This window comes from Oscillibacter sp. GMB15532 (assembly GCF_041020825.1).
Taxonomy (GTDB): Bacteria; Bacillota; Clostridia; order Oscillospirales; family Oscillospiraceae; genus Oscillibacter.
Window position 1 is genome coordinate 216439 of the sequence record NZ_JBEVTO010000007.1, and the last position, 21164, is coordinate 237602.

Annotated in this window: 19 protein-coding genes and 1 tRNA gene; 6 read left to right on the forward strand and 14 right to left on the reverse strand. The window is 55.8% G+C overall.

Annotated features, from left to right (window positions below; translation table 11 throughout):
* Positions 1–6: 6 nt before the first annotated feature.
* The 11 genes from ABVS15_RS10395 to ABVS15_RS10445 form a co-directional block, all read right to left on the reverse strand.
* A complete protein-coding gene (locus ABVS15_RS10395; RefSeq protein ID WP_369283610.1) occupies positions 7–4212 on the reverse strand; it encodes an S-layer homology domain-containing protein in 4206 nt (1401 codons plus the stop codon).
* 9 nt (positions 4213–4221) lie between these two features.
* Entirely contained in the window at positions 4222–4578 is a 357-nt protein-coding gene (locus ABVS15_RS10400) for a SpoVG family protein (protein WP_018214024.1), read from the reverse strand.
* 34 nt (positions 4579–4612) lie between these two features.
* Positions 4613–4843: a DUF6133 family protein gene (locus ABVS15_RS10405; protein WP_018214025.1), complete on the reverse strand. Its 231-nt coding sequence runs from the start codon at positions 4841–4843 to the stop codon at positions 4613–4615.
* Positions 4844–4893: 50 nt separating this feature from the next.
* On the reverse strand, positions 4894–5451 hold the full coding sequence (locus ABVS15_RS10410; protein WP_018214026.1) for a YodL domain-containing protein: 558 nt from the start codon (positions 5449–5451) through the stop codon (positions 4894–4896).
* Between the two features lie 41 nt (positions 5452–5492).
* Positions 5493–6032 carry a hypothetical protein gene (locus ABVS15_RS10415; protein WP_018214027.1) on the reverse strand — a complete coding sequence of 180 codons (540 nt, stop codon included), beginning with the start codon at positions 6030–6032 and terminating at the stop codon, positions 5493–5495.
* Between the two features lie 68 nt (positions 6033–6100).
* A complete protein-coding gene (locus ABVS15_RS10420; RefSeq protein WP_018214028.1) occupies positions 6101–6931 on the reverse strand; it encodes a DNA adenine methylase in 831 nt (276 codons plus the stop codon).
* 8 nt (positions 6932–6939) lie between these two features.
* Complete coding sequence (locus ABVS15_RS10425) at positions 6940–7272, reverse strand: hypothetical protein (RefSeq protein WP_026184158.1); 333 nt, start codon at positions 7270–7272, stop codon at positions 6940–6942.
* 128 nt (positions 7273–7400) lie between these two features.
* A complete protein-coding gene (locus ABVS15_RS10430) occupies positions 7401–7691 on the reverse strand; it encodes a hypothetical protein (protein WP_018214030.1) in 291 nt (96 codons plus the stop codon).
* A gap of 77 nt (positions 7692–7768) precedes the next feature.
* Positions 7769–8998: an antirestriction protein ArdA gene (locus ABVS15_RS10435; RefSeq protein WP_018214031.1), complete on the reverse strand. Its 1230-nt coding sequence runs from the start codon at positions 8996–8998 to the stop codon at positions 7769–7771.
* Complete coding sequence (locus ABVS15_RS10440) at positions 8991–9371, reverse strand: LPD28 domain-containing protein (protein ID WP_018214032.1); 381 nt, start codon at positions 9369–9371, stop codon at positions 8991–8993. The genes ABVS15_RS10435 and ABVS15_RS10440 overlap by 8 nt, the downstream gene beginning before the upstream one ends.
* Positions 9372–10131: 760 nt before the next feature.
* Positions 10132–10216: transfer RNA gene (locus tag ABVS15_RS10445), tRNA-Leu, on the reverse strand.
* Between the two features lie 241 nt (positions 10217–10457).
* On the opposite strand from ABVS15_RS10445, the gene ABVS15_RS10450 reads away from it, so the two are divergent.
* The 4 genes from ABVS15_RS10450 to ABVS15_RS10465 all read left to right on the forward strand — a co-directional run bounded on the left by ABVS15_RS10450 (position 10458) and on the right by ABVS15_RS10465 (position 16954).
* On the forward strand, positions 10458–11288 hold the full coding sequence (locus tag ABVS15_RS10450) for a pyridoxamine kinase (RefSeq protein ID WP_369283611.1): 831 nt from the start codon (positions 10458–10460) through the stop codon (positions 11286–11288).
* Positions 11285–12487 carry an MFS transporter gene (locus ABVS15_RS10455; RefSeq protein WP_369283612.1) on the forward strand — a complete coding sequence of 401 codons (1203 nt, stop codon included), beginning with the start codon at positions 11285–11287 and terminating at the stop codon, positions 12485–12487. The genes ABVS15_RS10450 and ABVS15_RS10455 overlap by 4 nt, the downstream gene beginning before the upstream one ends.
* 73 nt (positions 12488–12560) lie before the next feature.
* Complete coding sequence (locus ABVS15_RS10460) at positions 12561–14633, forward strand: serine hydrolase domain-containing protein (RefSeq protein WP_369283613.1); 2073 nt, start codon at positions 12561–12563, stop codon at positions 14631–14633.
* Positions 14634–14881: 248 nt separating this feature from the next.
* Complete coding sequence (locus ABVS15_RS10465) at positions 14882–16954, forward strand: elongation factor G (RefSeq protein ID WP_369283614.1); 2073 nt, start codon at positions 14882–14884, stop codon at positions 16952–16954.
* Positions 16955–17075: 121 nt separating this feature from the next.
* Here the strand turns inward: ABVS15_RS10465 and ABVS15_RS10470 are convergent, their stop codons facing one another.
* The 3 genes from ABVS15_RS10470 to ABVS15_RS10480 form a co-directional block, all read right to left on the reverse strand.
* The gene (locus tag ABVS15_RS10470; RefSeq protein WP_293008849.1) at positions 17076–17645 is read right to left on the reverse strand and encodes an NADH peroxidase; all 570 of its coding nucleotides are present in this window, start codon (positions 17643–17645) and stop codon (positions 17076–17078) included.
* 131 nt (positions 17646–17776) lie between these two features.
* Positions 17777–18364 carry a flavodoxin family protein gene (locus ABVS15_RS10475; protein ID WP_369283615.1) on the reverse strand — a complete coding sequence of 196 codons (588 nt, stop codon included), beginning with the start codon at positions 18362–18364 and terminating at the stop codon, positions 17777–17779.
* A gap of 91 nt (positions 18365–18455) precedes the next feature.
* Entirely contained in the window at positions 18456–18836 is a 381-nt protein-coding gene (locus tag ABVS15_RS10480; RefSeq protein ID WP_369283616.1) for a desulfoferrodoxin, read from the reverse strand.
* 467 nt (positions 18837–19303) lie between these two features.
* On the opposite strand from ABVS15_RS10480, the gene ABVS15_RS10485 reads away from it, so the two are divergent.
* Both ABVS15_RS10485 and ABVS15_RS10490 read left to right on the forward strand, forming a co-directional pair.
* Positions 19304–19492, forward strand: a complete 189-nt coding sequence (locus ABVS15_RS10485; protein ID WP_369283617.1) for a hypothetical protein — start codon at positions 19304–19306, stop codon at positions 19490–19492.
* Positions 19493–19704: 212 nt separating this feature from the next.
* Entirely contained in the window at positions 19705–21135 is a 1431-nt protein-coding gene (locus ABVS15_RS10490; protein WP_369283618.1) for a sulfite exporter TauE/SafE family protein, read from the forward strand.
* The last annotated feature ends 29 nt before the right edge of the window (positions 21136–21164 follow it).

Below are 21164 nucleotides of genomic sequence, written 5' to 3' on the forward strand. Positions count from 1 at the left end.
TCCCCCTTATTCAAAGTGGTACGTCACCGAGTAGGTGATGTTGGATTTGTTGTACATGCACGAGTGGTTGGTATAATAATAAAACTCCAGCTGCGTGTATACGCCTGCGCCGAGGGTACGGGTGAAGGTGATGCCGTTGGAGGTGGTGCCGTAGTCCAGCTGATCCCACTGGCCGGTCAGCTTGTTGTAGCCGCGCACCCTGCCGAAGTCGGAGCCGCTGTGCCCGCTGACGGGCGGCACCGTAAAGGTGTATTCGGTGATGGTGGCGCCTTCGATGCCGTTTTCCATGATCACGGAATCCGGGCCTGTGAGCGTCATGCCACCGCCGCCGTTGGAATCCGCCACAAAGAAAACGATAGCGGCCCACGGGGACTCGGCGCCTGCGGAATCCACCGCCTTGACACGCACCATGTTCTTTCCGCGGGGGTAGGTCTGGGTTTCGGCGTTTCTGCCCTCCCAAATCAGGGTGACTGGGTCGCCGTCCGGGTCGGAGCTGGCTGCCGTGATGGTGACCGGCGTTCCCGGTGCCACACTGTTGCCGTTCGGCGTTCGGGTAATCATCGGCGCTGTCGGGGCGGAGTTTGCCACGGTAAAGGTCTTGGATACCCAATCGGAATACAGCCCGGTAGCATCTTTGGCGCGAACACGGACGGTGTGCGTGCCAACGGCATAGTAGCCGTCCGCCGCCTTGTTGTCCCATTCCAGTGTAGTGGGATCGCCATCCGAGTCAGAGGCTGTTGCGCTGATATTCACAAGGAATTTGCCGCTTTGGGCTGTACGGGTCGGAGTGGCAGTCAAGGTAACCGTAGGCGCGGAGCTGGTGATGGTGAAGGTCTTTTCCGTCCAAGGGGAATATGCTCCGGCAATGTCCTTGGCACGGACTTTTACGGTATGGGTGCCGGGCGCATAGTAGTTGTCTGCCGCCTTGTTATCCCATTCCAGCATGGTGGTATCGCCGTCCGCATCCGCTGCCTTTGCACTGATATTGACGAGGAATTTGCCATCTTTCACCGTGCGGGTCGGCTCGACAGTCAGGGTTACGGTGGGCGCGGCATTGGTCACGGTGAAGGTCTTTTCCGTCCATGGGGAATACGCCCCGGCGATATCCTTGGCACGAACTTTTACGGTATGGGTACCGGGCGCATAGTAGCCATCCGCCGCCTTGTTGTCCCATTCCAGCGTGGTGGCGTCACCGTCCGTATCCGCTGCCTTTGCACTGATATTGACGAGGAATTTGCCATCTTTCGCCGTGCGGGTCGGCTCGGCGGTCAGGATAACGGTTGGCGCGGCATTGGTCACGGTGAAGGTCTTTTCCGTCCACGCAGAATACGCCCCGGCAATGTCTTTGGCACGAACTTTTATGGTGTGAGTACCCGGCGCATAATAGCTGTCGGCCGCAGTATCCGCATACTCCAAGGTCACCGCATCCCCATCGGGGTCTGTGGCACTGGCGGTGATGTTCACAAGAAACTTGCCGGCCTTGGCGGTACGGGTGGGTACGGCTTCTACCACAGGGACATTCGGCGCGGTGTTGGTGACCGTGATGCGTTCCGAATGGGTGGTGACACGCGCTTCGCTGTCGGTGATAGAGGCGGTCAGGGTAAATGTGCCGGTGTCATGGATAGCGATTTTGCCGCCGTCATTGCCGAGGGTGCCCTGATACTGTGAGGGATTGCCGTCCTTTTGTAGTGTCCATACAACGGAATAGCTGCCGAGGTGCCGGACATCCTTTGCGGCAACTTCAAACTCCGTGCCGTAGTGAACAGCCTGCGGCATGGTAAATGCATATTGCACCACAGGGTGGATGCGAATGTTTTCGCTGTGGGAATATCTGCGTTTCAGGTAATCGGTCATGGCAGCGGTGAGAACATACTCGCCGTCGCCCTTAAAGGTAATCTTGCCGCCCTGGGGGGTGAGGCTGCCGTCAAACGCCTCGGAGAGCGGAATGCTCTTGCCGTCCTTGCTGACGGACCACTCCACCGGCAGAACCTGATTGTTGCCGTGGGTTCTGAGGTCGATGGCGGTATCGGTATAGGCAAATTCGGGAAGCTCAAAGCCGATGGTCAGCACAGGCAGAACCTCGCATTTGTCATGGCTTTCGTACAGAAATACACGGCCGGTTTCATCGGTGACTCTGGCTGCCAGCTCATAGACACCGGCCCGTTTGAAGCGGATCGTGCCGCCGCCGTTTGTGAGCGTTCCGTCCACATAGGTCGGCCAGTCCTGAAATCCGTAGGTGTTGTCCACCAGCCATTCGACGGTGAGGCCGTCCAAATCAGTGGTTTCGGTTTTGACCGCAATATCCGTATCGGTGTGAACATACTCCGGCAGGCTGTAGCTGACGGCAGGCACAGGATACACCTTGAAGCCCTGCTCGTAGCGGTAGGTTCTGCCACCGTCGTCGGTGAATTCCGCTTTCAGAACATAGCTGCCCTTGGCATGAAACTTCAGCTCACCGCCGCTGTTGCCCAGCGTACCCTCCACCGCATCGGTGAGGGATACTTCTTTTCCGTCACGGAGCAGCGTCCAATTTGCGGTATGGCTGCCGATTTCCCCGAACACTGCCTCCACCATCACGGTGCTGTCGGTGTGGAAGATTTCCGGCAGATAGAAGCCCGCCGAACCTACCGGGTAGACGGTAATATGGGCGGTATCGGAAAACACTCTGCCGGTATCGTCGGTGACAGAGGCGGTCAGCGCATACACACCTTTTTCCTTGAATCGGATGCTACCGTCAGCAGGATTTCCTTCGATCCATGTGTCGGTTTCGGCAGGCTCGCCGTTCCGGGTCAGGGTGTAGGCCACTGTGAGGCCGTCCGTTTCTTTTGTTTCTGTCTTGAGCGCCACGGTTTTATCCGTATGAGAAACGGTTGGGAGTGTCAGCTTGACCTCCGCTACCGGGTAGACCGTGATGCTATCCTGTGCGGTGATAACCTTGCCCAGCTCATCCGTAATCGAGGCGGTCAGCTTGTATACGCCCTTTTCCTTGAACAGCACCGTGCCGCCGGTGGAATCCAGCGTTCCGGTGAGAGCCGTTTCGATATCGACGGCAGTGCCATCCTTTTCGAGCGACCATACCACCGCATTGGTACCGAGGTTTTCGGTCATCAGCTTCACCGCCACGGATTTGTCGGTATGGGTGGTTTCGGGCAGAGCGAACGCCGCCGTCACAACCGGGTAGATGCTGATGGTCTGCTCATGGGTCACCGTGACGCCCCGGCTGTTTTTGGCCGTGGCAATCAGGGTGATGCTGCCGGTCTGCATAAATTTCACTTTACCGCCGTTGTGGTCAAGGGTACCGTCTGTCAGCTCTGAAAGCTCGGCAGGCAGATCGTTTTTCAGGGCTGACCATGTCAAATCGCTTACATACCGGCTTTCCGGCTTGATTTCAATTTCATCGGCAGTATACGCGGTTTTGGGCAGTGTAAATGAAAACTGCGGGGCGGGAACATAGGAAGAACCGCCACCGGAACTGCTGCCGCCAGAACTGCCCCCGCCGGAATTCCCATCGGAGGGCTTATCCTCCGGCTTGGTGGGAACAGTCGGCTTGGGCGGTTCTTCCTTCTTGATTTTTTCTTTGGCCTTTTCCGTATCCACCAGCATTTCAAAGGCTTCGGCGCGGGTGGCCTTTCCGTCCGGCTTGACCGTGCCGTCCGGGTAGCCGTCTACGATACCGTATTCCTTGCCGGTGCAGATGCTGGATTTGTCCGATTCGGAAAGCGTATCGTCGTCGGAAAAGCCGGTGACGCAGGAGCAGGAGGCGTCATGCTCGCCCTTGCCGATGGCACGCACCAGCATGCGGATCATCTCCATGCGGGTGATGGGCTGATCCGGTAAAAACTTCGTGCCGAAATCGTCCTTTTGGATGATTCCCGCAATAATGAGCGCCTCAACATCCTGCTCCGACCAATGTCCGGCAATGTCGGTGAAGCGAAGGGTGACCTCGCTTTCCTCCGGCTCCGGCAGCTCCATGGTTCTGGCAACCAAGGCGGCGAATTCCCCTCTGGTGATGATTTCATCCGGGTGCGCCAGCCCGTCGGGGTAGCCGCTGATGACGCCTTTTTCCGTCAGGATCTGAATGGCTTCCTCCGCCCAATGCCCCTTGGCATCCTCAAAATACCGGTTTACCGCATAGGCGCTGCCCGCAAGCAGGGAAAGCACAAGGCAGACAGTGAGGGCAAGGCACAGCGGCCGTTTCATTTTCTTATTCATAAGCGCCTCCTACATTCCGCCCATGACGGGCTGACCTTGCTCCTGCTGGGCGGAGGATTCCTGTTTCTGCGCGGCGGTCTGCCCCTGGGTCAGCGTCTGCTGATAAGCGCCGAGGACCGCCTTGTCAAACTCTGCCTTGGCCTCCTTGGTGCAGGGAAAGCAGATATCCTTGTACTCGCCGTTTCCGGCCTTATAGCTTGGCATGGAGATAAACAGCCCTTTAGAGCCCTCCATAATTTTGATGCCCCGCACGGCAAAATCGCCGTAGACATTGACCGAGGCGGTGGCCTTGCAGCTGCCCTCCGGACGGATGGAGTGGATTTTCACATCGTACTTGGGTGCGGCCGGTGTCGTGTTCTTAGGCATGGTTTTTTCCTCCTTCACAAGATTTCCGGCACAGTTAACCGGCGTAGTTGAACATCTCCTTGATGCGCTCGGTCAGGGTGGGGAGCACCGTTTCCCCGAACAGGGCATACAGCCCCGCGAGGAGCAAAGCGCCCAAAACCACTGCAATCAGGATTTTGATCGCGGTGTCAATGTAGCCGTCCCCGGCATTCCCTGCGAGAATGGAGCGGCTTTTCACAGCAGCCGCACCGAGCTTGTTCTTCAGCTTGCAAAATAGACTTTTCATTTTGGCCTCCTTCATAAAATGAGGGCATGAAAAAAACAGCTTCTGGCTGTCTACATGCTCATGCCCATGGTTTGGGTTTGCTCCGGTTCCCCGAAGCTGATTTGTTGAAATCCGAAGCGGTCACAGTAGTGGAATTCGCTGCCCTCTGCGTCATACAGCTCCACCACATCGGACATGGACAGGGAGTGTCCGTCATAGCCAGGCGGGTGATTCACGTTGCACCTTGTGTAGATGGCTTCGAGATCGTTGGTGTCAAGCTGCCCGTCATAGGCGACCCGGTAATGCTCCCGGGACGGCTCTCCAAACTGCCGCACCGTTTCCTCATAAGAGATAAACTTCCTATACACATCCGTTTCCGGCTTCAGCTGCCAGACGCGCACATTTTTCAGCGGTGCGGCGGACTCATTCATGCCGCCCATTCGTTCCCCCGCGGCAAGCCGTTCCATCACGCCGTCCGTCCACTGCGGGGTCAGGCTGCGGCTTTTGAGCCATGCGGTCAGCTCGTCATTTTGAAAGATGCTGTCCACCACCGCTTTTTCTTTTTCTGTATATCCGGCCGGGTTTCCGTAGTAGGAAATGAGGCCGTTCTTCAGGGTGATTCCCGGCATATGCTCACCTCCCGGATTGTGTGTTGGGAATCCAAGACAGGTTAGTTGCCGTAGATGATGCTGTCCAGCATAATCAGCTCATCCAGCTCCGCAAGGCACACGCCGCTTTGGGCCAGCACGGCGAGAATACCGGGCGGCACATCGGTAATATCCTGCTGGATATCGGCCTCCACCACCGTGATTTCGCCGCTGTCCTCGTCCGTATAGGCTTCCAGCTTGGCGTCGGCGGGGATACCCGCTTCCTCCAGCAGATAGCCGGGGATGCGGACAGTCTGGCTTTCATCCAGCAGATCATGGCAGAGAGAGCAAGCGGAAACGCATCCGGCAGGGCAGTCATCTGCGCAGCCCTCGCCGCAGTTGTCGCACAGTCCGCAGGCGGAGGCGAGAACGACGGTCAGATCGGCGGCAAGGGCGCTGAGACTCTGGATGGCGTTCGCCACCTCCAGCGCCGTCATTTTGTCCTTCATAAATACAAGGGCGTTCTGTCCGGCATGAAGCTCCAGCGTATCCTTGTCGGTGAAGCCGGACCGTTCACAGGCATCGGCCGGTAGGCCGATTTGGGGCATTTGATTCTTTTTCATAAAAAAGGGTTCCTCCAATCAAGTATTAATTTTGTTTTTCACGCAAGGCTGTGCCAAGGGCGCTTTTTCTACTCCATGAAGCCTCCTTCCCCAAACAGATTCAGCTGTGATGGGGCGTTTTTCTCACGCTCATGCAGATCGTAGTTGGCAATGAGGATTTCAGGAAACTGCGCCCCATTGTCATAACGCTGCTTGATGTTGTTAATGCGGGTAAAGGCTTCCGTCTGGATGCCCGGTGCGTCATAGAGGCTGCGGATAAATTCACAGTCGTTGTAGGACAGCAGAAATTTGCCGCCGATCTGCAGCAGGGCATCCCGCAGGCGGATATGGTCTTTTTCCGTGAAGCCGTCCTCGCCCACGTTTTTGTAATAGCTTTCGGTTTCAAAATACGGCGGGTCGCAGTAGAAAAAGCTGACAGGGCGGTCATACTGCCCGATGAGCTTCTCAAAGTCCTTGTTTTCGATGACCACCTTGGCAAGCCGCCGGTGGGCTTGCTCGATGAGAGGGAAATTGCTGCGGATATCATGGGGCTGGCTACCGTAGCTGGTTAGCCCCGACGCATAGCTGTAGCGGATAAGCTGGTAAACCCACGCCGCTTTTTGCACATCCGATGCGGGAGAATCGCGGGCGAGGGCGTTTTTCACAAGCTCGAAATCCGCGCGGGAGTTGAGGCAGTAGGCAAGCGCCGCCATTAGCTCCTGCGGCTTCTCCCGCACACAGCGGTAGAGGTTCACCAGCAGACCGTTGAAGTCATTGTAGACCTCAAAATCGTTGCCGGGCAGCTTGTGGAAAAGCACCCAGCCGCCTCCGCCGAACACCTCAATGTACCGCTCATAATAGAGGGGAAACAGGGTGACAATCAGCTCACGCAAGGATTTCTTGCCGCCGATCCAGGACATGAAGCTGTTCAGGAGTCATCACCTCCTTCCAGCGGCAGACGTATCTGCGTATCGTCAAAGGCTGCAAGGGAACGCCGAAGGCCGGTGATGGCAGCACTGATTCCGCTGATGCGGTTTCTCATATGCCGGATGGTCAGGCGTACCTCGGCTTCGGTTTTCGCGTAAAAGTACCCGTTCTGGTCGCTGGCAATGGGAACACCCTCCCGGCGCAGGGCATTGACCTGATCCCGCAGCTCCTTGCCGGAAACGTGGAAGGTACATTCCAGCTCACGGCTGATGACCGCGTTTTCCGCACCGCGGTGATACCGGCGCAGATGCTCTGCAAGCTGTTCTTTCTGCATGGGTCCTCCTTTCCGGCCGTTTCCCCAGAAAGGCAAAAAAGGGCGCAAAAAAACAGGGCCGCCTCCTGTTGGGGAAACGGCCCTGTTTTAATGTGGGGTCTAAAAAAGCGCAGGCGTCTCTGCCTGCGCTACTTGATTACGCCAAGCTCTCTTAACACTGCCACGCAGTCCTTGGCGCCCTGAATGTACAGATGCTTTTGAAACGTTACCTCTAAATCCGAATTTTGACTCAGATAATACTCAATTCTGTCTTTTATACCTTGACTGATTTCAAAGCTGTTCTGGATGCTGTCACTGAGCGAAATTAGTTCCTGTGCCAGTTTCTCCGCCTGAGGGTCTGATTCACGCAGGGCGGAATATACAAGCTGAAACCGCTCCGCCAGAGCCATATCCAGCAAGTCCATGAGCTTCTCGTCCATCTTCTTCGCCTCCCTTCAGCACAACACAATGCCACAGCTTCATGAGAATAGCTATACCAAAACCCAACAAAGATTTGCTATTTCATTTCCATGCCAAGACTCTGTCCGGGGCGGTTGAGGCATTGGTCCACCGTCATGCCGTTCTGCGGCTCCAGCAGCCCGTATTCGGTTTCGGCAGTGGCACGCTGCTCCAAAAGATACCGCCCGTAGTTATCCAGATTACAGAACAGGCTCAGTCCGTTATCACCTGCCAAAGAAAGCATTCGCTGGATTTCCACTTTTGCGTACTCAGCGGGAGAGGCAGTATCAGTCAAAAGCTCAAATTCCTCTGTCATAAACGCAAGGTCAAGGGCTTCTTCCAAAGATATATCACCGGGAGCTTCCGCCAGCATTGCCTTGTAGGTCAGCAGATGGTTGTCCGTTTCAAGCTGCCGGAGCTGCTCTGCCAGCTCATTCACCAGCCCATAGCAGTCGCCCTCAGATGCATACAGAACGTCGCTGATTTTTTCAGTGAGGCTTGGCGCCATGCAGTCCTCCGCCGAAAATGCACATTCCTCCGGGGAGGCGGCTCCGACAGCATCAACCGCCTGCAAAAGCGCCGCATCCCCGGCAGGGAGCTTGAGGAAGACAACCGTTTCGTTGTCATAGGCGGGATCATTAAAATGCCCCTTGGTTACTTGGAGAAGCACGGCATAATCCGGCTTGTCAAGGGTTCTGGTATCGACGCTGTGGTATTCGGAGGCAATCTCGCCGTTCTGCACTACATAGCCATGGGGCGTGAACACGCCGCCCTCACCCTCGCGCATCTCTCTGCCGATTTTGGCGAAGTCCAGATATTCGTAGACTTCATCCGATACCCTTTCCAGTGCCGGTACAAAATCATTATCCGCATAAAATTTGCCGAGAGACGGATCGTCATGAGCTTCATAGGCAATCTGGCAATGCTCGGTGCTGTGTGTCATATTGATGAGCCGCTCCACTGATATGGGAGCGTATTGAGTCTGAACGGCATCCATCATCACCATGCCCTCGAAGCAGTCCAGTTCCCATGCACTTAGGGAAGACAGCCGCTGGGCGAGGTGATTCAGCTCATACAGATTGATATCGGGGGCGATAAATTGCGGCAGATAGTCCAGCTTGCAGCTTAAAACCTCCGCGGAATAGACGGTATCTCCGGTAATTCTTGCTTTTTCCAACGCATCCGCCAGCTCATAGGGTGTGGCGGGGAGTGCGATTTGTGCCGACGGATTTGCACCGGAAGGGTTCCACCGGCTGAGTTCTACTTCAAAGATTTTTCCTTTATCCAAGTGTCATTCCTCCCATCTTCACGCCTGACTCATCTGGATTGGATAATTCGGATGCGAGAGTGATTTTGTGCTCATCACAGAAGTCTGCGAGAGTCAGGGACTCACCGAGGAAATTGATGTTGTCCCGCAGCCTGCGGAAACCCTCCTTGGAGATAGTGACCGGCTCCGGTGTCAAAACGGCTCCGGCGTGGTTAACGGTAACCTTATTTTCTATGCTCACCGGCCTGCCTGGATCATAGTCGGAGCCGCGCAAATCGTAGCAGTAAAAGCCCACCGGCACCGTGGTTCGGTCGATGCGGGAATTGGTGAAAAGTGCTGGCTTTCCAAACAATTCTATGTGTTCATATTCTTCTTTTCTGGCGTTAACGCTCATTTGAATACCTCCCTGTAAATATTGGTTTGTGATTACACAAAAACAGCTCCGTCGCACCACTTTTTCATGGCGTTATACAGCAGCAGTACCTTGATTTGATCGGATACCTCTTTGTTAAATCAGTTTCCATGTTTCATCTTGCACCTTCCTTGCGTTTTGCAGTTTTTTGCATATCCGTTCTAAGGCAATCTCCCTCAGCGCTGTAGCAGATGAAGCCGTGGGACGGGTATGGGCAGCCGCCACAGCTTTGAAATGGACCGCATGGCCGTTCAGCCGGGGGTATTCTACCTACAGTGGAGAGATTGTTTGAATCGTAGCAGGCGGTTTGTTTATTTCTTTTATAGTGTACCAGCATGACCTTTCCTTTCCAGAAAACAAAAAAGCCGGAGAATAAAAGTGCATTCCTGCACTCCGATTCTCCGGCCTTCTAATGCTTTCAAATTTAATGTGATTTTGGTGTATATATAAAAAAAGGGCGCTAACTTTATCGGCTTTCATTCAGCCTTAAAAATCGGAGCCCTTTTTGATTTCAGCTTGTTCATCTGATTGTATTTTGAGTGGCGCCCTTTTTCATTTCGCTCTGTACTAAAAAGGGCGCTGCTCATGAATGTTTTTACTTGTAGGTTTGAGTCCTGTCAGAGTGAAGCTTTTACCCCAATAAATCTACGAAAAAAGAGCTTCCACTTTTCATCGTGGAAGCTCTTGAAAGGCTTGGATTTACTGGCTTTGTAAGCAATAAATCTTTTTTACCTTTTGTTTTTGGTGCGCCTGAAGGGACTCGAACCCACACGTCTCGCGACACAAGAACCTAAATCTTGCATGTCTACCAATTCCATCACAGGCGCATATTCAGTTTTCCCTATATTTTTACACGGGGAGGAACCCCGAGGCGGAGCTTATTGCTTGACTCGCATTTACAAAAACAGGCAGTGCCCGCTTTTACCAAAAAACGCCGCTTAAAATCGGTCTGCCATCCAGTGCATATTCTACCACGATTCCTCCTCTTGAACAATAGGCAAATTTGCCGTATACTAAATAGGAAAGACAGCCGCTCTCACCCATTTGAGAGAAGAAAAGAGGTACGCCATGTCTACGCCCCGTATCGCCGCCATCCACGACCTGTCCGGCTTCGGACGGTGCTCCCTCACTGTGGCACTGCCCATTTTGTCCGCCATGGGGGCCCAGTGCTGCCCACTGCCCACCGCCTTTCTCTCCACCCACACCGGCGGCTTTCAAGGCTTTACCTTCCTGGACATGACCGACGAGATGACCCGCGCCGCCGCCCACTGGAAGTCTTTGGATTTGCAATTTGACGCGATTTACAGCGGCTTTTTGGGCAGCGCCCGGCAAATCGGCGTGGTGGAGGAGTTTTTTTACGACTTCCGCCAGCCCGACACCCTGACGGTGGTAGACCCCGTGATGGGGGACCATGGAATGGTCTACAAGACCTACACCCCCGAGATGTGTGACGGGATGGCCCGGCTGGCCCGCCTTGCCGACGTGATTACCCCAAACCTTACCGAGGCGGCGTTGCTGCTGAAGCTGCCCTTCGGGGAGCTTCCCTCCCCCCGGGAGACGGTGGAACGCCTGAGCCTGGATGGAAAGCGCTCTGTGGTGCTCACCGGCGTGTCCATGTCGCCGGGAATGACGGGAGCCATGTGCTTTGACGCGAAAACCGGGCGGGCCGAGCCGGTGCAGACCGACTTTGTGGCCCACGAGTTCCACGGCACCGGGGACGTGTTTGCCTCAGTTCTCACCGGGGCGCTGATGCAGGAGAAATCGCTGACCGCCGCCGCTATGCTGGCGGCCAAGTTTGTCCGGGCTTGCGCAGAGCGGACTGCCGCCGCCGAGCTTCCCATGCGGGAGGGTGTGGAATTTGAACCGCTGCTGGGATACCTTACGGGGGACGTACAATGAGCGCAGCGCGCCTGCCCTCCTCGCTACGGGTCAACGCGGCGTATTTTATGCTCCAGATCTGGTTCTGGGGCATGATGGCCGCCTTTACCGGGTATCAGACGGCCATTGTCCTGAACCGCGGCTTTTCCAGCGGACAGGCAGGCGTGTTTATTGCGCTGGGCTGCCTTGCAGGCATCTTTTCACAGCCGCTTTTGGGTGCGTGGGCCGACCGGCATCCCGACGTACCGCTCAAGCACCTGTTTGGCGGGTGCATGCTGGTGGCACTGGCAATCCACGGTATATTTTATTTTACCCGCCCCGGCTTTTTTTGCACGGCATTGATTTTTCTGGCGCTGGGTGCGCTGGAGACGAATTCTTATCCTCTGATCGACTCCATGTCCATGCAGTTTTTAAACGCGGGCGTGAACGTGCGATACAGTCTGGGCAGGGGACTGGGCGCCTTTTCCTATGCCGGAATATCCATTCTGGTGGGGCGGCAGGCCCAGCGCTTCGGCGTGGAATCCGCACTGACGACCCATGGGGCGCTGGTGCTGCTGATCTTGTTGGCTCTGGCGGCCTTTCCCGCCTTTCCCCGGTCCACCGGACCGGAGGGAACCAGAACGGAGCCTCATTCCCCGCTGTACATTTTAAAGCACAACCCGGCGTTTACCGCCATGCTGGGCGCGGGCTTTTTCGCGCTGATGGCGGTCATGCCCATCGTGAACTTTCTTGTAAATCTGGTGGAGGACCGGGGCGGCGACAGCGGCGATCTGGGGCTTGCGCTGTTTCTCATGGCCGCGTCGGAGCTGCCGGGAGCCATTTTATTTCAATGGCTGTGGAAACGGGTTGGCATTGAAAAGGTGATGCTTGCCTCGGTGATTTTTATGGCGGCAAAGCCTCTTCTTTTCTTCCTGTGCGGCGATTTGCGGCTGCTGCTGCTTTTGCAGCCGGTCCAGATGTTGGGCTATGGACTGTTTAACCCCGGCAATGTCTATTTCGCCAATGAAAACGTGCTACCGGAGGACCGGGTGCAGGGCCAATCCCTGAAAATGGTGGCGACCAACGGCCTGAGCGGCGTGCTGGGCAACCTGATTGCCGGAGCTATGATCGACGGGGCCGGAGTGAACGCTATGCTGTTGTTTTGCTTTATCAGCGGCGCGGTGGGAATTTGTCTGGCGGTGCTCTCCCTGCGTCTGCGGAAGCGGCAAAAGCTTGCCTGATTTCCACGCGCTTTGAAGCGCATACGGTAACCGATACAATATGGACGCCCATCGGGGCGGAAAGGAACAAACTATGAATTGTACATTTAGAAAACAGCTGGGGAGCGCCATGCTGGCCCTTGCCCTGACCGCGAGCCTGATTCTGCCCGCAGCGGCAGCGTCTTCCTCTCTGTCAGCAGAGCGGCAGGCTGCGGATTCGGCAGCCGTCGAAGCCGCCCAGAAGTATGGGCTTGCGGACAGTATCTCCTATGCGCTGTGGGACGAGGGTAAGATTTCCTACACTGCTGCTTTGGGCGGCGACAAAACGCCCACTAATTCCATACCTACCTTTGCTTCCACAAGTCGGGACCTTTACGGCATTGGTTCCATCAGCAAGATTTACACCACCGTGGCGGTGATGAAGCTGGTGGAAGCCGGTAAAATCAATCTGGATTCTCCCGTGACCACCTATTTAAAAGACTTTAAAATGGCGGATTCCCGCTACACCAAAATTACAGTGCGGATGCTGCTGAACCACTCCTCCGGCCTTGCGGGAACCTCCTTGGGCAACGCGTTTTTGTTTGACGACGACGACCAGCAGGCAACAACCGATCTTTTGCAGCGTCTTTCCACCCAAAAACTGAAAGCCGATCCCGGCGCCTTTTCCGCCTACTGCAACGACGGATTTACCCTTGCGGAGCTGATTGTGGAAGCCGTTTCCGGCAAGGACTTCATGGACTATGTGCGCGCCGAAATTCTGTCTCCTCTGGGTCTGAAAAGCACCTTTGCTCCGCAGGATTCGTTTTCCAAGAGCACTCTGGCCCCTACCTATGCCTCTGCCGGTGATTCCCGGGAGCTGCCCGTCGAGAGCCTTGGCATTGTGGGCGCAGGCGGACTGTACGCCACCGCCGGTGATTTGGCCTCTTTCGGCGGCGCTCTTACGGGAACATCCCTGCTCTCTGCCAAGTCCACCACCGCCATGGCCGCGCCGGAATACGACCGGGGCATCTGGCCTGACGAGCCTTTGGGCCTTGTAAGCTTTGGCCTTGGCTGGGACGCGGTGGAGTTTGCGCCCTTTGCCGAAAATGGCATTCAGTGCCTTGTCAAGGGCGGGGACACCCTGCGCTATCACGCGGCGCTGCTGGTCCTGCCGGAATACAATCTGGCGGCCGCGGTGGTTTCCGCCGGAGGCGTGTCGGTTTACAATGAGCTGGCCGCCGCCCAGCTTTTGATCAGCGCACTGAAAGAAAAGGGCGTGGACGTGGACGAAACAGCCCCGGCACTTCCCGCCGCGACTGTCTCCGCCATGCCCCAGACGCTGGTGAAGGAGTCCGGGTACTACGGAACCACTAGCCAGCAGGTGCAGATCACCGTTTCCACTGACGGAAAACTGCTTCTCCGCCAGATGACTCTTGCGGGCGTTCCGGATCAGACGCTGACCTATTACAGTGACGGTTCCTTCCGGGACGAGAGCAACGCGGTGGCGGTGAAACTGGTGCGCGAGAGCAATGGCTATACCTATCTCTATCAGCAGAACTACACACCTCTTCCCGGACTTGGAATTCTACCCACCAGCGACTATCTGATGGTAAAGATGCCGGAAAATTCCGTCTCTGCAGAAACTCAGGCCGCGTGGGACGCGCTGCTGACGATGAATGCAGTGCCCCTGACAGAAAAGTATACCTCCCAGCTATATCTGGCCCTGTCCGATTCCTCCCAAACTGCCGCCATGCAGCAGGGAGCGCAGTATGTCCCGGGCTACGTGGGGGGTTATCGCATTGCCAGCCCCACGGAGCTGGTGTACGACCTGCCCATTGGCCGGGACACCAACAGCATGACGGTGGAGGGAAATCTCCTATGGATTGGCAATGCGCCTTATCTAATGGACAGCGGCCTGAAAAATCTCTTTACCGGAACCGGCGCGTCCTACTCTACCATTCAGCCCGACGGCTATGCCCGGTGGTACACGGTGGCGGAGAAGGACGTGGGCAAAACCATGACCGTCACCTTGCCCGAAAACGCGGGCTTCTATGTCTACGACGCCAAGGGCAGCGTGGTTGCTTCCTCTTTCCTGTGGGACGACGGCTCCGTGAAGCTGCCCGAGGGCGGACTGGTCGCATTTATGGGCGACGCAGGAGCAAGGTTCCACCTCTCCTTTGCCTCCTGATAGAAAAATGTTTGCCGCGGCCCCAAATCGGGGCCGCGGCTTTCGCTTTTAACGGAATGGAAATGTAAATTCTTTACTTTCTTTCTTGTGCAGGCCACCAAAAATAGGGGTCTGGACAAATCCGGCGTTGTGCTAACCGTCAAATCATTGTATAATGCTTTTAACGGCCATACTACGCATTTCATGGCGTATGGAGCGATTTTTCGGGTTTTCTGCCCAAGCAACAAATCGAAGGGAGTACAAAACATATGACTGCAAAGGACATTCGCAATATCTGCCTGCTGGGCCACGGCGGAAACGGCAAGACCTCTCTGGTGGAGTCCATGCTGTTTCTCACCGGCGGCACGGACCGTCTCGGTAAGGTGACCGATGGAAATACGACCTGCGACTATGATCCCGAAGAGATTAAGCGGAAAATTACGATCTCTTTGAGCATCGCTCCCATCGAATTCAAGGGTGTGAAGATCAATGTGATCGACACTCCGGGTTATTTTGATTTTTCCGGCGAGGTGCTGGAGGCGCTCCGTGTGGCGGACGCTGGCATCATCGTCTGTTCCGCCAAGGGCGGCATTTCCGTGGGCACCGAGAAGGCATGGAAATATCTTCAGGAACGGAATATGCCCCGGGCCATTTACATTTCCAAAACCGATGAAGAGGGCGGCGACTTTAACGGCGCGTGGGAATCCCTCCGTGAAAAGTTCGGCCGGGCCGTGTGCCCCACCATGATGCCCATGTGGGACGAGAACAAGAAAATCGAAGCGCTGATCGACGTGGTTTACAAAAAGGCATACGCCCTGAAACCCGACGGACGCCGGGAGAAAATCCCCATTCCCGCCGATAAGGCGGAGGTTGTGGAGAATTTTTATCAGCAGCTCTGCGAGTCCGTCGCCGAAACCAGCGAAGATAAGATGGAGAAATTCTTCAACGGCGACCCCTTCACGCAGGAAGAGTTGCTGGAGGGCCTTCACGCGGGCGTGCGAGATTTGATTCTCTGCCCCGTCATGTGCGGCAGCGCCTTTTCCGGCATGGGCACCCAAACCGTGCTGGATACGGTGGCAAAGCTGTTCCCCAACCCGGTGGAAATCCCCAACCGCAAGGGCACCGACGGCGACGGCAATCAGGTGGAAATTGACCTGACGGAAACCGGCGACCCCTATGCCTTTGTGTTCAAGACCACCTCCGACCAGTATGGCCGGTACTCCTATTTCAAGGTGATTTCCGGCAAGATTACGGCGGATATGACGCTGACCAACGCCCGCACCGGCGAGGCCATGAAGCTGGGCCACCTGTACACCATGAAGGGCAAAAAGGCCGTGGAGGTCAAGGAAGTGTGCTGCGGCGATATTGCTGCGGTAGCCAAAATGGAAAAGGTGAAAACAGGGGATACCCTGTGCACCGCCAAGCGGGTGGTGAATCTCACTGGCATTCCGTTTCCCATCCCCTGCTATGCGCAGGCCATCGCCCCCAAGACCCGGGGGCAGGACGACAAGGTGGCCGGCGGCCTTTTCAAGCTGGGCGAGGAGGATTTGACTTTCTCCCTCATCAACAATGCCGAGACGCACCAGTTGGTCCTCTCTGGCACCGGCGATATTCAGCTGGATGTGCTACGGGCAAAGCTCCAGTCCCGCTTCGGCGTGGAAACCGTGCTTTCTCCCGTCCGGGTGGCATACCGCGAGAAAATCCGCAAGACCGTGAAGGTGCAGGGCCGCCACAAGAAGCAGTCCGGTGGACATGGTCAGTTTGGCGACGTGTGGATTGAGTTTGCACCGCAGAGCGAGAGCGAGGAGATGGTCTTTGCGGAGAACGTGTTCGGCGGCTCCGTGCCGAGAAACTTCTTCCCCGCCGTTGAAAAGGGCCTGCGGGAAAGCTGCATTCACGGCCCGCTGGCAGGCTACCCGGTAGTATTTTTGAAGGCCACGCTGGTGGACGGTTCCTATCATCCGGTGGACTCCTCCGAAATGGCGTTTAAAACCGCCGCCAGCCTTGCGTTCAAAGCGGGTCTGGAGCAGGCGAACCCCGTGCTGCTGGAGCCTATTGGCGAGCTGCGCGTCTTCGTGCCCGACAACTTCACCGGCGACGTGATGGGCGATCTCAACAAGCGCCGCGGCCGCGTCCTTGGCACCAACCCCACGGGAGAAGGCGAGACGGAGGTTGTGGCCGAGGTCCCTATGGGCGAAATGAGCACCTATGCCATCGATCTGCGGTCCATGACCCAGAGCCGCGCCCGGTTCACACTGGACTTCGCCCGGTATGAAGACTGCCCTCCCGCCGCGCAGGAGAAGGCCATTGCCGAGGCAAAGGCCCTTGCAGCAGCGGAGTAATTTCCCCTCAGACTACAAACCCAACCGCCCCGGCTCAAAAGCCGGGGCGGTTTTTCACAGGTAAAAAGCAGGCCCCCGGGAATTTCCCGGGGGCCTGCTCACACTTAAATATGGAAAGAGCTTACTTGCCGAAGTATCTGTTCAGCAGACCGGCAAACGCCTTGCCATGCCGGGCCTCGTCACGGGCCATCTCGTGGACGGTGTCGTGAATGGCGTCCAGATTATACTGCTTAGCAAGCTTCGCAAGCTCAAACTTGCCCATGGTGGCGCCGTTCTCGGCCTCCACGCGCATCTCCAGATTCTTCTTGGAGGAATCGGTGACGACTTCGCCCAGCAATTCCGCAAATCTGGCGGCGTGCTCAGCCTCTTCCAGACCGGCCTTGTGCCAATAATCACCGATTTCGGGGTAGCCTTCGCGATAGGCAGCGCGGCTCATCGCCAGATACATGCCCACCTCGGTGCACTCGCCGGTAAAGTTGGCCCGCAGGCCCTCCACAATCTCATTCTGAACCTCAACAGGCACATTGTCCCCAAAGGACTTGCCCACGCCGATCACATGCTCGGCAGCCCAGACCATCTCACCCTTCTGCTCAATAAACTTAGAAGCAGGGGCGCCGCACTGGGGGCACTTCTCAGGGGGATTCTCGCCTTCAAATACATATCCGCAGATAGAACAAACCCATTTCTTCATATTATATTTCCTCCTTTTAACCCGGCGTGCCATGCGCCGGCTTTTGGCTGACAGTTGTTTCTTGCTGTCTGTGATATGAGTATATACGAATACGCGCATGTGTTAAGTTGCATATGCAACTTTAAAAAAATTTACTGTGCTTCCACTTCATGGCAAAGCCGGTCGGCAAATTTCGCCGCGCGGGCGCCTTTTTCCCCGTCCATAAACGGGACGTCGTAACCCAGATGCCGCTCTGCCAGCATTCCCAGATACTTTAGCCGGGAGTGCTTGCAATAGCGCCGCATACCGGCCTCCCACAGATCGGCCCCCTTTTCGGGGGCGTAGCCGCAGGTGGTCACCAGCGCCATGGACTTTCCGGCCCAGAGGGACGGACCCTTAGCCTCACCGTAATACTTGTTCATGCCGTATACCAGCCGATCCAGCACCGCCTTCATGGGCGGGGTGCAGTACCACGTGTAAATGGGTGACGCCAATACCAGCAAGTCGCAGGAGAGGACTGCGTCAAAAATCTCCTGCATGTCATCCTGCTGCACGCAGCCAAAGATGGTCCAATCCCTCTGGCAGGCACGGCAGGCGGTGCAGGGCCTTACATCCTTTTCCCGAAGTGAAATCGTTTGGCAGCAATGGCCCCGTTCCTCCAGCCGCTGAATGAAGGGAGCCAGAAGGGCATTGGTGTTGCCCTTTTCTCTGGGACTTCCTTGCAGAATACAAACCTTCATGCCTGTCCCTCCTCTTCATGCGCATCCGGCAGAAAAACCGATGGCCGCTTGCGCGGCCATCGGTCTTTGTTTCTCGTGAGACTGTAACCGCTTACAGCTCCTTCTTCCAGAGGCCGTGCAGATTGCAGTATTCATAGGCGGCCAGAGCCTTTTCGCCGTTCAGGCAGAACGTGGCCTCAGGCGCCTCGCCGGGCTTGAGCTCGTGGCGCAGAGCGCCGTGCTCGGTCTCCAGATAAATCCACTGGATATAATGCTCCTCAAGCATGGGATGTGCCACCGTGCCAACGGCAACCTTCACAGTATCCCCCTCCACAGTGACGACGGGGACGTGCTTCTCCTGGCTGGCGTCAACAGTGTTGGCCTTCAGTTCCACCATGGGGTCGCCACAGCAGACCAACTGGCCGCCGCCCGTGTGAACCAGCTCCACCAGGTTGCCGCAATGCTTGCAAATGTAAAATTTCAGTTCGCTCATGATATGTGCTCCTTTCCATATTTCCCGTAATGTCCGCTTCGCGTTAAAAATCGCGGAGGGCGGGTCCTTTTCCCGAGCTTTTCAGCTCTGCTTCCTGTGGGCGAAAGGTGATCCAGGCCCAATGTGTCCCTGGCTTTGGGACGGTCCCCGATCACTCTCGCCCGTGCCTGTGTTTCCATTAGCATAGCATTGCGGAAATGGGAAGTCAATACGCTTTTTGCCGCAAGCAGACGTTAATTACGTCCTTTTTGAACAGGTAAATCAAGTCTTATGCGTGACGGGACAGATCTGTCGCATCCGCAACTTTTGCGGCAATTTTGGACAACTTAAGCTCCAAACGCCTGTATGTGATGTTTGTCTGACTTTCTTTCATGTTACCCTCCCGTCTTTATTTGCACCATTTTTGGTTATATTAAAATATAACCAAAAATAGTTATACTGTCAACACCAATAAAGGTGGTGTTACTGTGTTTGAGATTGACAGGCAATACGCGAACGCAAACGTACCCCGGACGATTCGTTTTACTGAAAAGCTTTTTGAAGACCTGAGCAGCGCGGCAGAGGAAACCGGTATTTCCTTTAATATGCTGGTGCTGCAATGCTGCCGGTATGCTTTGGATCATCGGAAGCAGAGCGATGAGGAACCTTCAAAATAAGCGGCAACTGTTTTTCCATGCGGCATCCACTAACGAGATCGCCCCTGCGCCAATATGGTGCAGGGGCGGTTTTTTATAATCTGAAACGGAACGGACAAGGCGCCTGCGTGTCAGAATGCCTTTTAAAAAGCGACATTCTTTTCTCTCCGTTCTCCATAACATCTACAAATCTTTTGGCTATGCTTTGGCCCAAGGGTGAAAAGAGGGTGTTTATGAAAGCAGGGATAAAGGCCGAAAAATTGCATATCGACGGCATGTCTTGCGTGAACTGTCAGAACAAGGTTGAAAAAAAGCTGCGAAGCACCGCAGGCGTTCAAAAGGCGGACGTAAGCTACGCCGCCGGAACGGCGGCAGTTATCTATGACGCGGAGGTTGTTTCCATTGAGGAGCTTTCCGCAATCATTCAAAAGCTTGGGTATCAGGTGGTTGCGAGCCGCCGTCATGGCGGGGGGAACACGGCGCGCTCCGCCGGTCTGCTGCTGATTATTGCGGCGCTTTATATGCTCATGGAGCACTATGGTTTTCTAAATTTGCTTGTACCAAGCCAGCTGGCGGAAACGAACATGGAATACGGAATGCTGTTCGTCATCGGCCTGATTACCTCTGTCCACTGCGTGGCCATGTGCGGCGGCATTAACCTTTCGCAATGTATTCCCAAAGGAGAAGCCCCGGAGGAACAAAGCCGCCTTTCCTCTCTCAGGCCCGCTTTTTTATACAACCTTGGAAGGGTACTTTCCTACACTGCCGTGGGCTTTATCGTGGGAGCACTTGGCTCCGTTGTTACCTTTTCGCCTGCCGCGCAGGGCGTTTTAAAGCTGATTGCAGGTGGGTTCATGGTCCTGATGGGGTTCAACATGCTGGGTATTTTCCCGGCGCTGAGAGCGCTGACCCCGCGTATGCCAAAGCGAATCGCCCAACGGATTGATTCAGAAAAAGCCAAGAGCGGAAGTCCGCTGGCGGTGGGACTGCTCAATGGCCTGATGCCCTGCGGCCCCTTACAGGCCATGCAGATTTATGCCCTTTCCACCGGAAGCGCCTTTGCGGGGGCGCTGTCCATGCTGCTGTTCAGTCTGGGCACGGTGCCGCTGATGTTTGGCCTTGGGGCACTCAGCGCTGCTTTAGGCAGACGGTTTACCAAACGGGTAATGACCGTGGGGGCGGTGCTGGTGGCGGTGCTGGGCCTTTCCATGCTCTCTCAGGGCTGGAGCCTGTCCGGCTTTGCCACGGGCCAGACCTCCTTTTTGCAAGGCGGGTCCGCCGTGTCCGGCCCCGTTCTGGAGGATGGGGTTCAGGTGGTCCGCAGCACCCTTTTGCCGGGACAGTATCCGCAAATCACCGTTTGGGCCGGAACACCCGTTAAATGGGTGATCGACGCGCCCAAGGGCAGCATCAATGGCTGCAACAACCGAATTTTTATTCAGGAATACGGTGTGGAGCATTCTTTTAAAACCGGGGAAAACGTCATTACCTTTACGCCGGAGGAAACGGGTGCCTTTGGGTATAGCTGCTGGATGGGGATGATTCGCAGCAGTATCACCGTAGTGGAGCCGGGGGCGGTGATTGAGCCGCCGTCCGGCGGTACTTCTCAGGACTCCATCCTTGGCGCGCCGGGGTATTTCACCGGCCCGTCCTGCTGCTTCTGACTAATGCGGGACGCGTACCGGAAGAAAAC

Coding starts and splice junctions, on each gene's coding strand:
- ABVS15_RS10395 (WP_369283610.1), bottom strand. CDS start 4,212: ATGAATAAGAAAATGAAACGGCCGCTGTGCCTTGCCCTCACTGTCTGC.
- ABVS15_RS10400 (WP_018214024.1), bottom strand. CDS start 4,578: ATGCCTAAGAACACGACACCGGCCGCACCCAAGTACGATGTGAAAATC.
- ABVS15_RS10405 (WP_018214025.1), bottom strand. CDS start 4,843: ATGAAAAGTCTATTTTGCAAGCTGAAGAACAAGCTCGGTGCGGCTGCT.
- ABVS15_RS10410 (WP_018214026.1), bottom strand. CDS start 5,451: ATGCCGGGAATCACCCTGAAGAACGGCCTCATTTCCTACTACGGAAAC.
- ABVS15_RS10415 (WP_018214027.1), bottom strand. CDS start 6,032: ATGAAAAAGAATCAAATGCCCCAAATCGGCCTACCGGCCGATGCCTGT.
- ABVS15_RS10420 (WP_018214028.1), bottom strand. CDS start 6,931: ATGTCCTGGATCGGCGGCAAGAAATCCTTGCGTGAGCTGATTGTCACC.
- ABVS15_RS10425 (WP_026184158.1), bottom strand. CDS start 7,272: ATGCAGAAAGAACAGCTTGCAGAGCATCTGCGCCGGTATCACCGCGGT.
- ABVS15_RS10430 (WP_018214030.1), bottom strand. CDS start 7,691: ATGGACGAGAAGCTCATGGACTTGCTGGATATGGCTCTGGCGGAGCGG.
- ABVS15_RS10440 (WP_018214032.1), bottom strand. CDS start 9,371: ATGAGCGTTAACGCCAGAAAAGAAGAATATGAACACATAGAATTGTTT.
- ABVS15_RS10450 (WP_369283611.1), top strand. CDS start 10,458: ATGTCTACGCCCCGTATCGCCGCCATCCACGACCTGTCCGGCTTCGGA.
- ABVS15_RS10455 (WP_369283612.1), top strand. CDS start 11,285: ATGAGCGCAGCGCGCCTGCCCTCCTCGCTACGGGTCAACGCGGCGTAT.
- ABVS15_RS10460 (WP_369283613.1), top strand. CDS start 12,561: ATGAATTGTACATTTAGAAAACAGCTGGGGAGCGCCATGCTGGCCCTT.
- ABVS15_RS10465 (WP_369283614.1), top strand. CDS start 14,882: ATGACTGCAAAGGACATTCGCAATATCTGCCTGCTGGGCCACGGCGGA.
- ABVS15_RS10470 (WP_293008849.1), bottom strand. CDS start 17,645: ATGAAGAAATGGGTTTGTTCTATCTGCGGATATGTATTTGAAGGCGAG.
- ABVS15_RS10475 (WP_369283615.1), bottom strand. CDS start 18,364: ATGAAGGTTTGTATTCTGCAAGGAAGTCCCAGAGAAAAGGGCAACACC.
- ABVS15_RS10480 (WP_369283616.1), bottom strand. CDS start 18,836: ATGAGCGAACTGAAATTTTACATTTGCAAGCATTGCGGCAACCTGGTG.
- ABVS15_RS10490 (WP_369283618.1), top strand. CDS start 19,705: ATGAAAGCAGGGATAAAGGCCGAAAAATTGCATATCGACGGCATGTCT.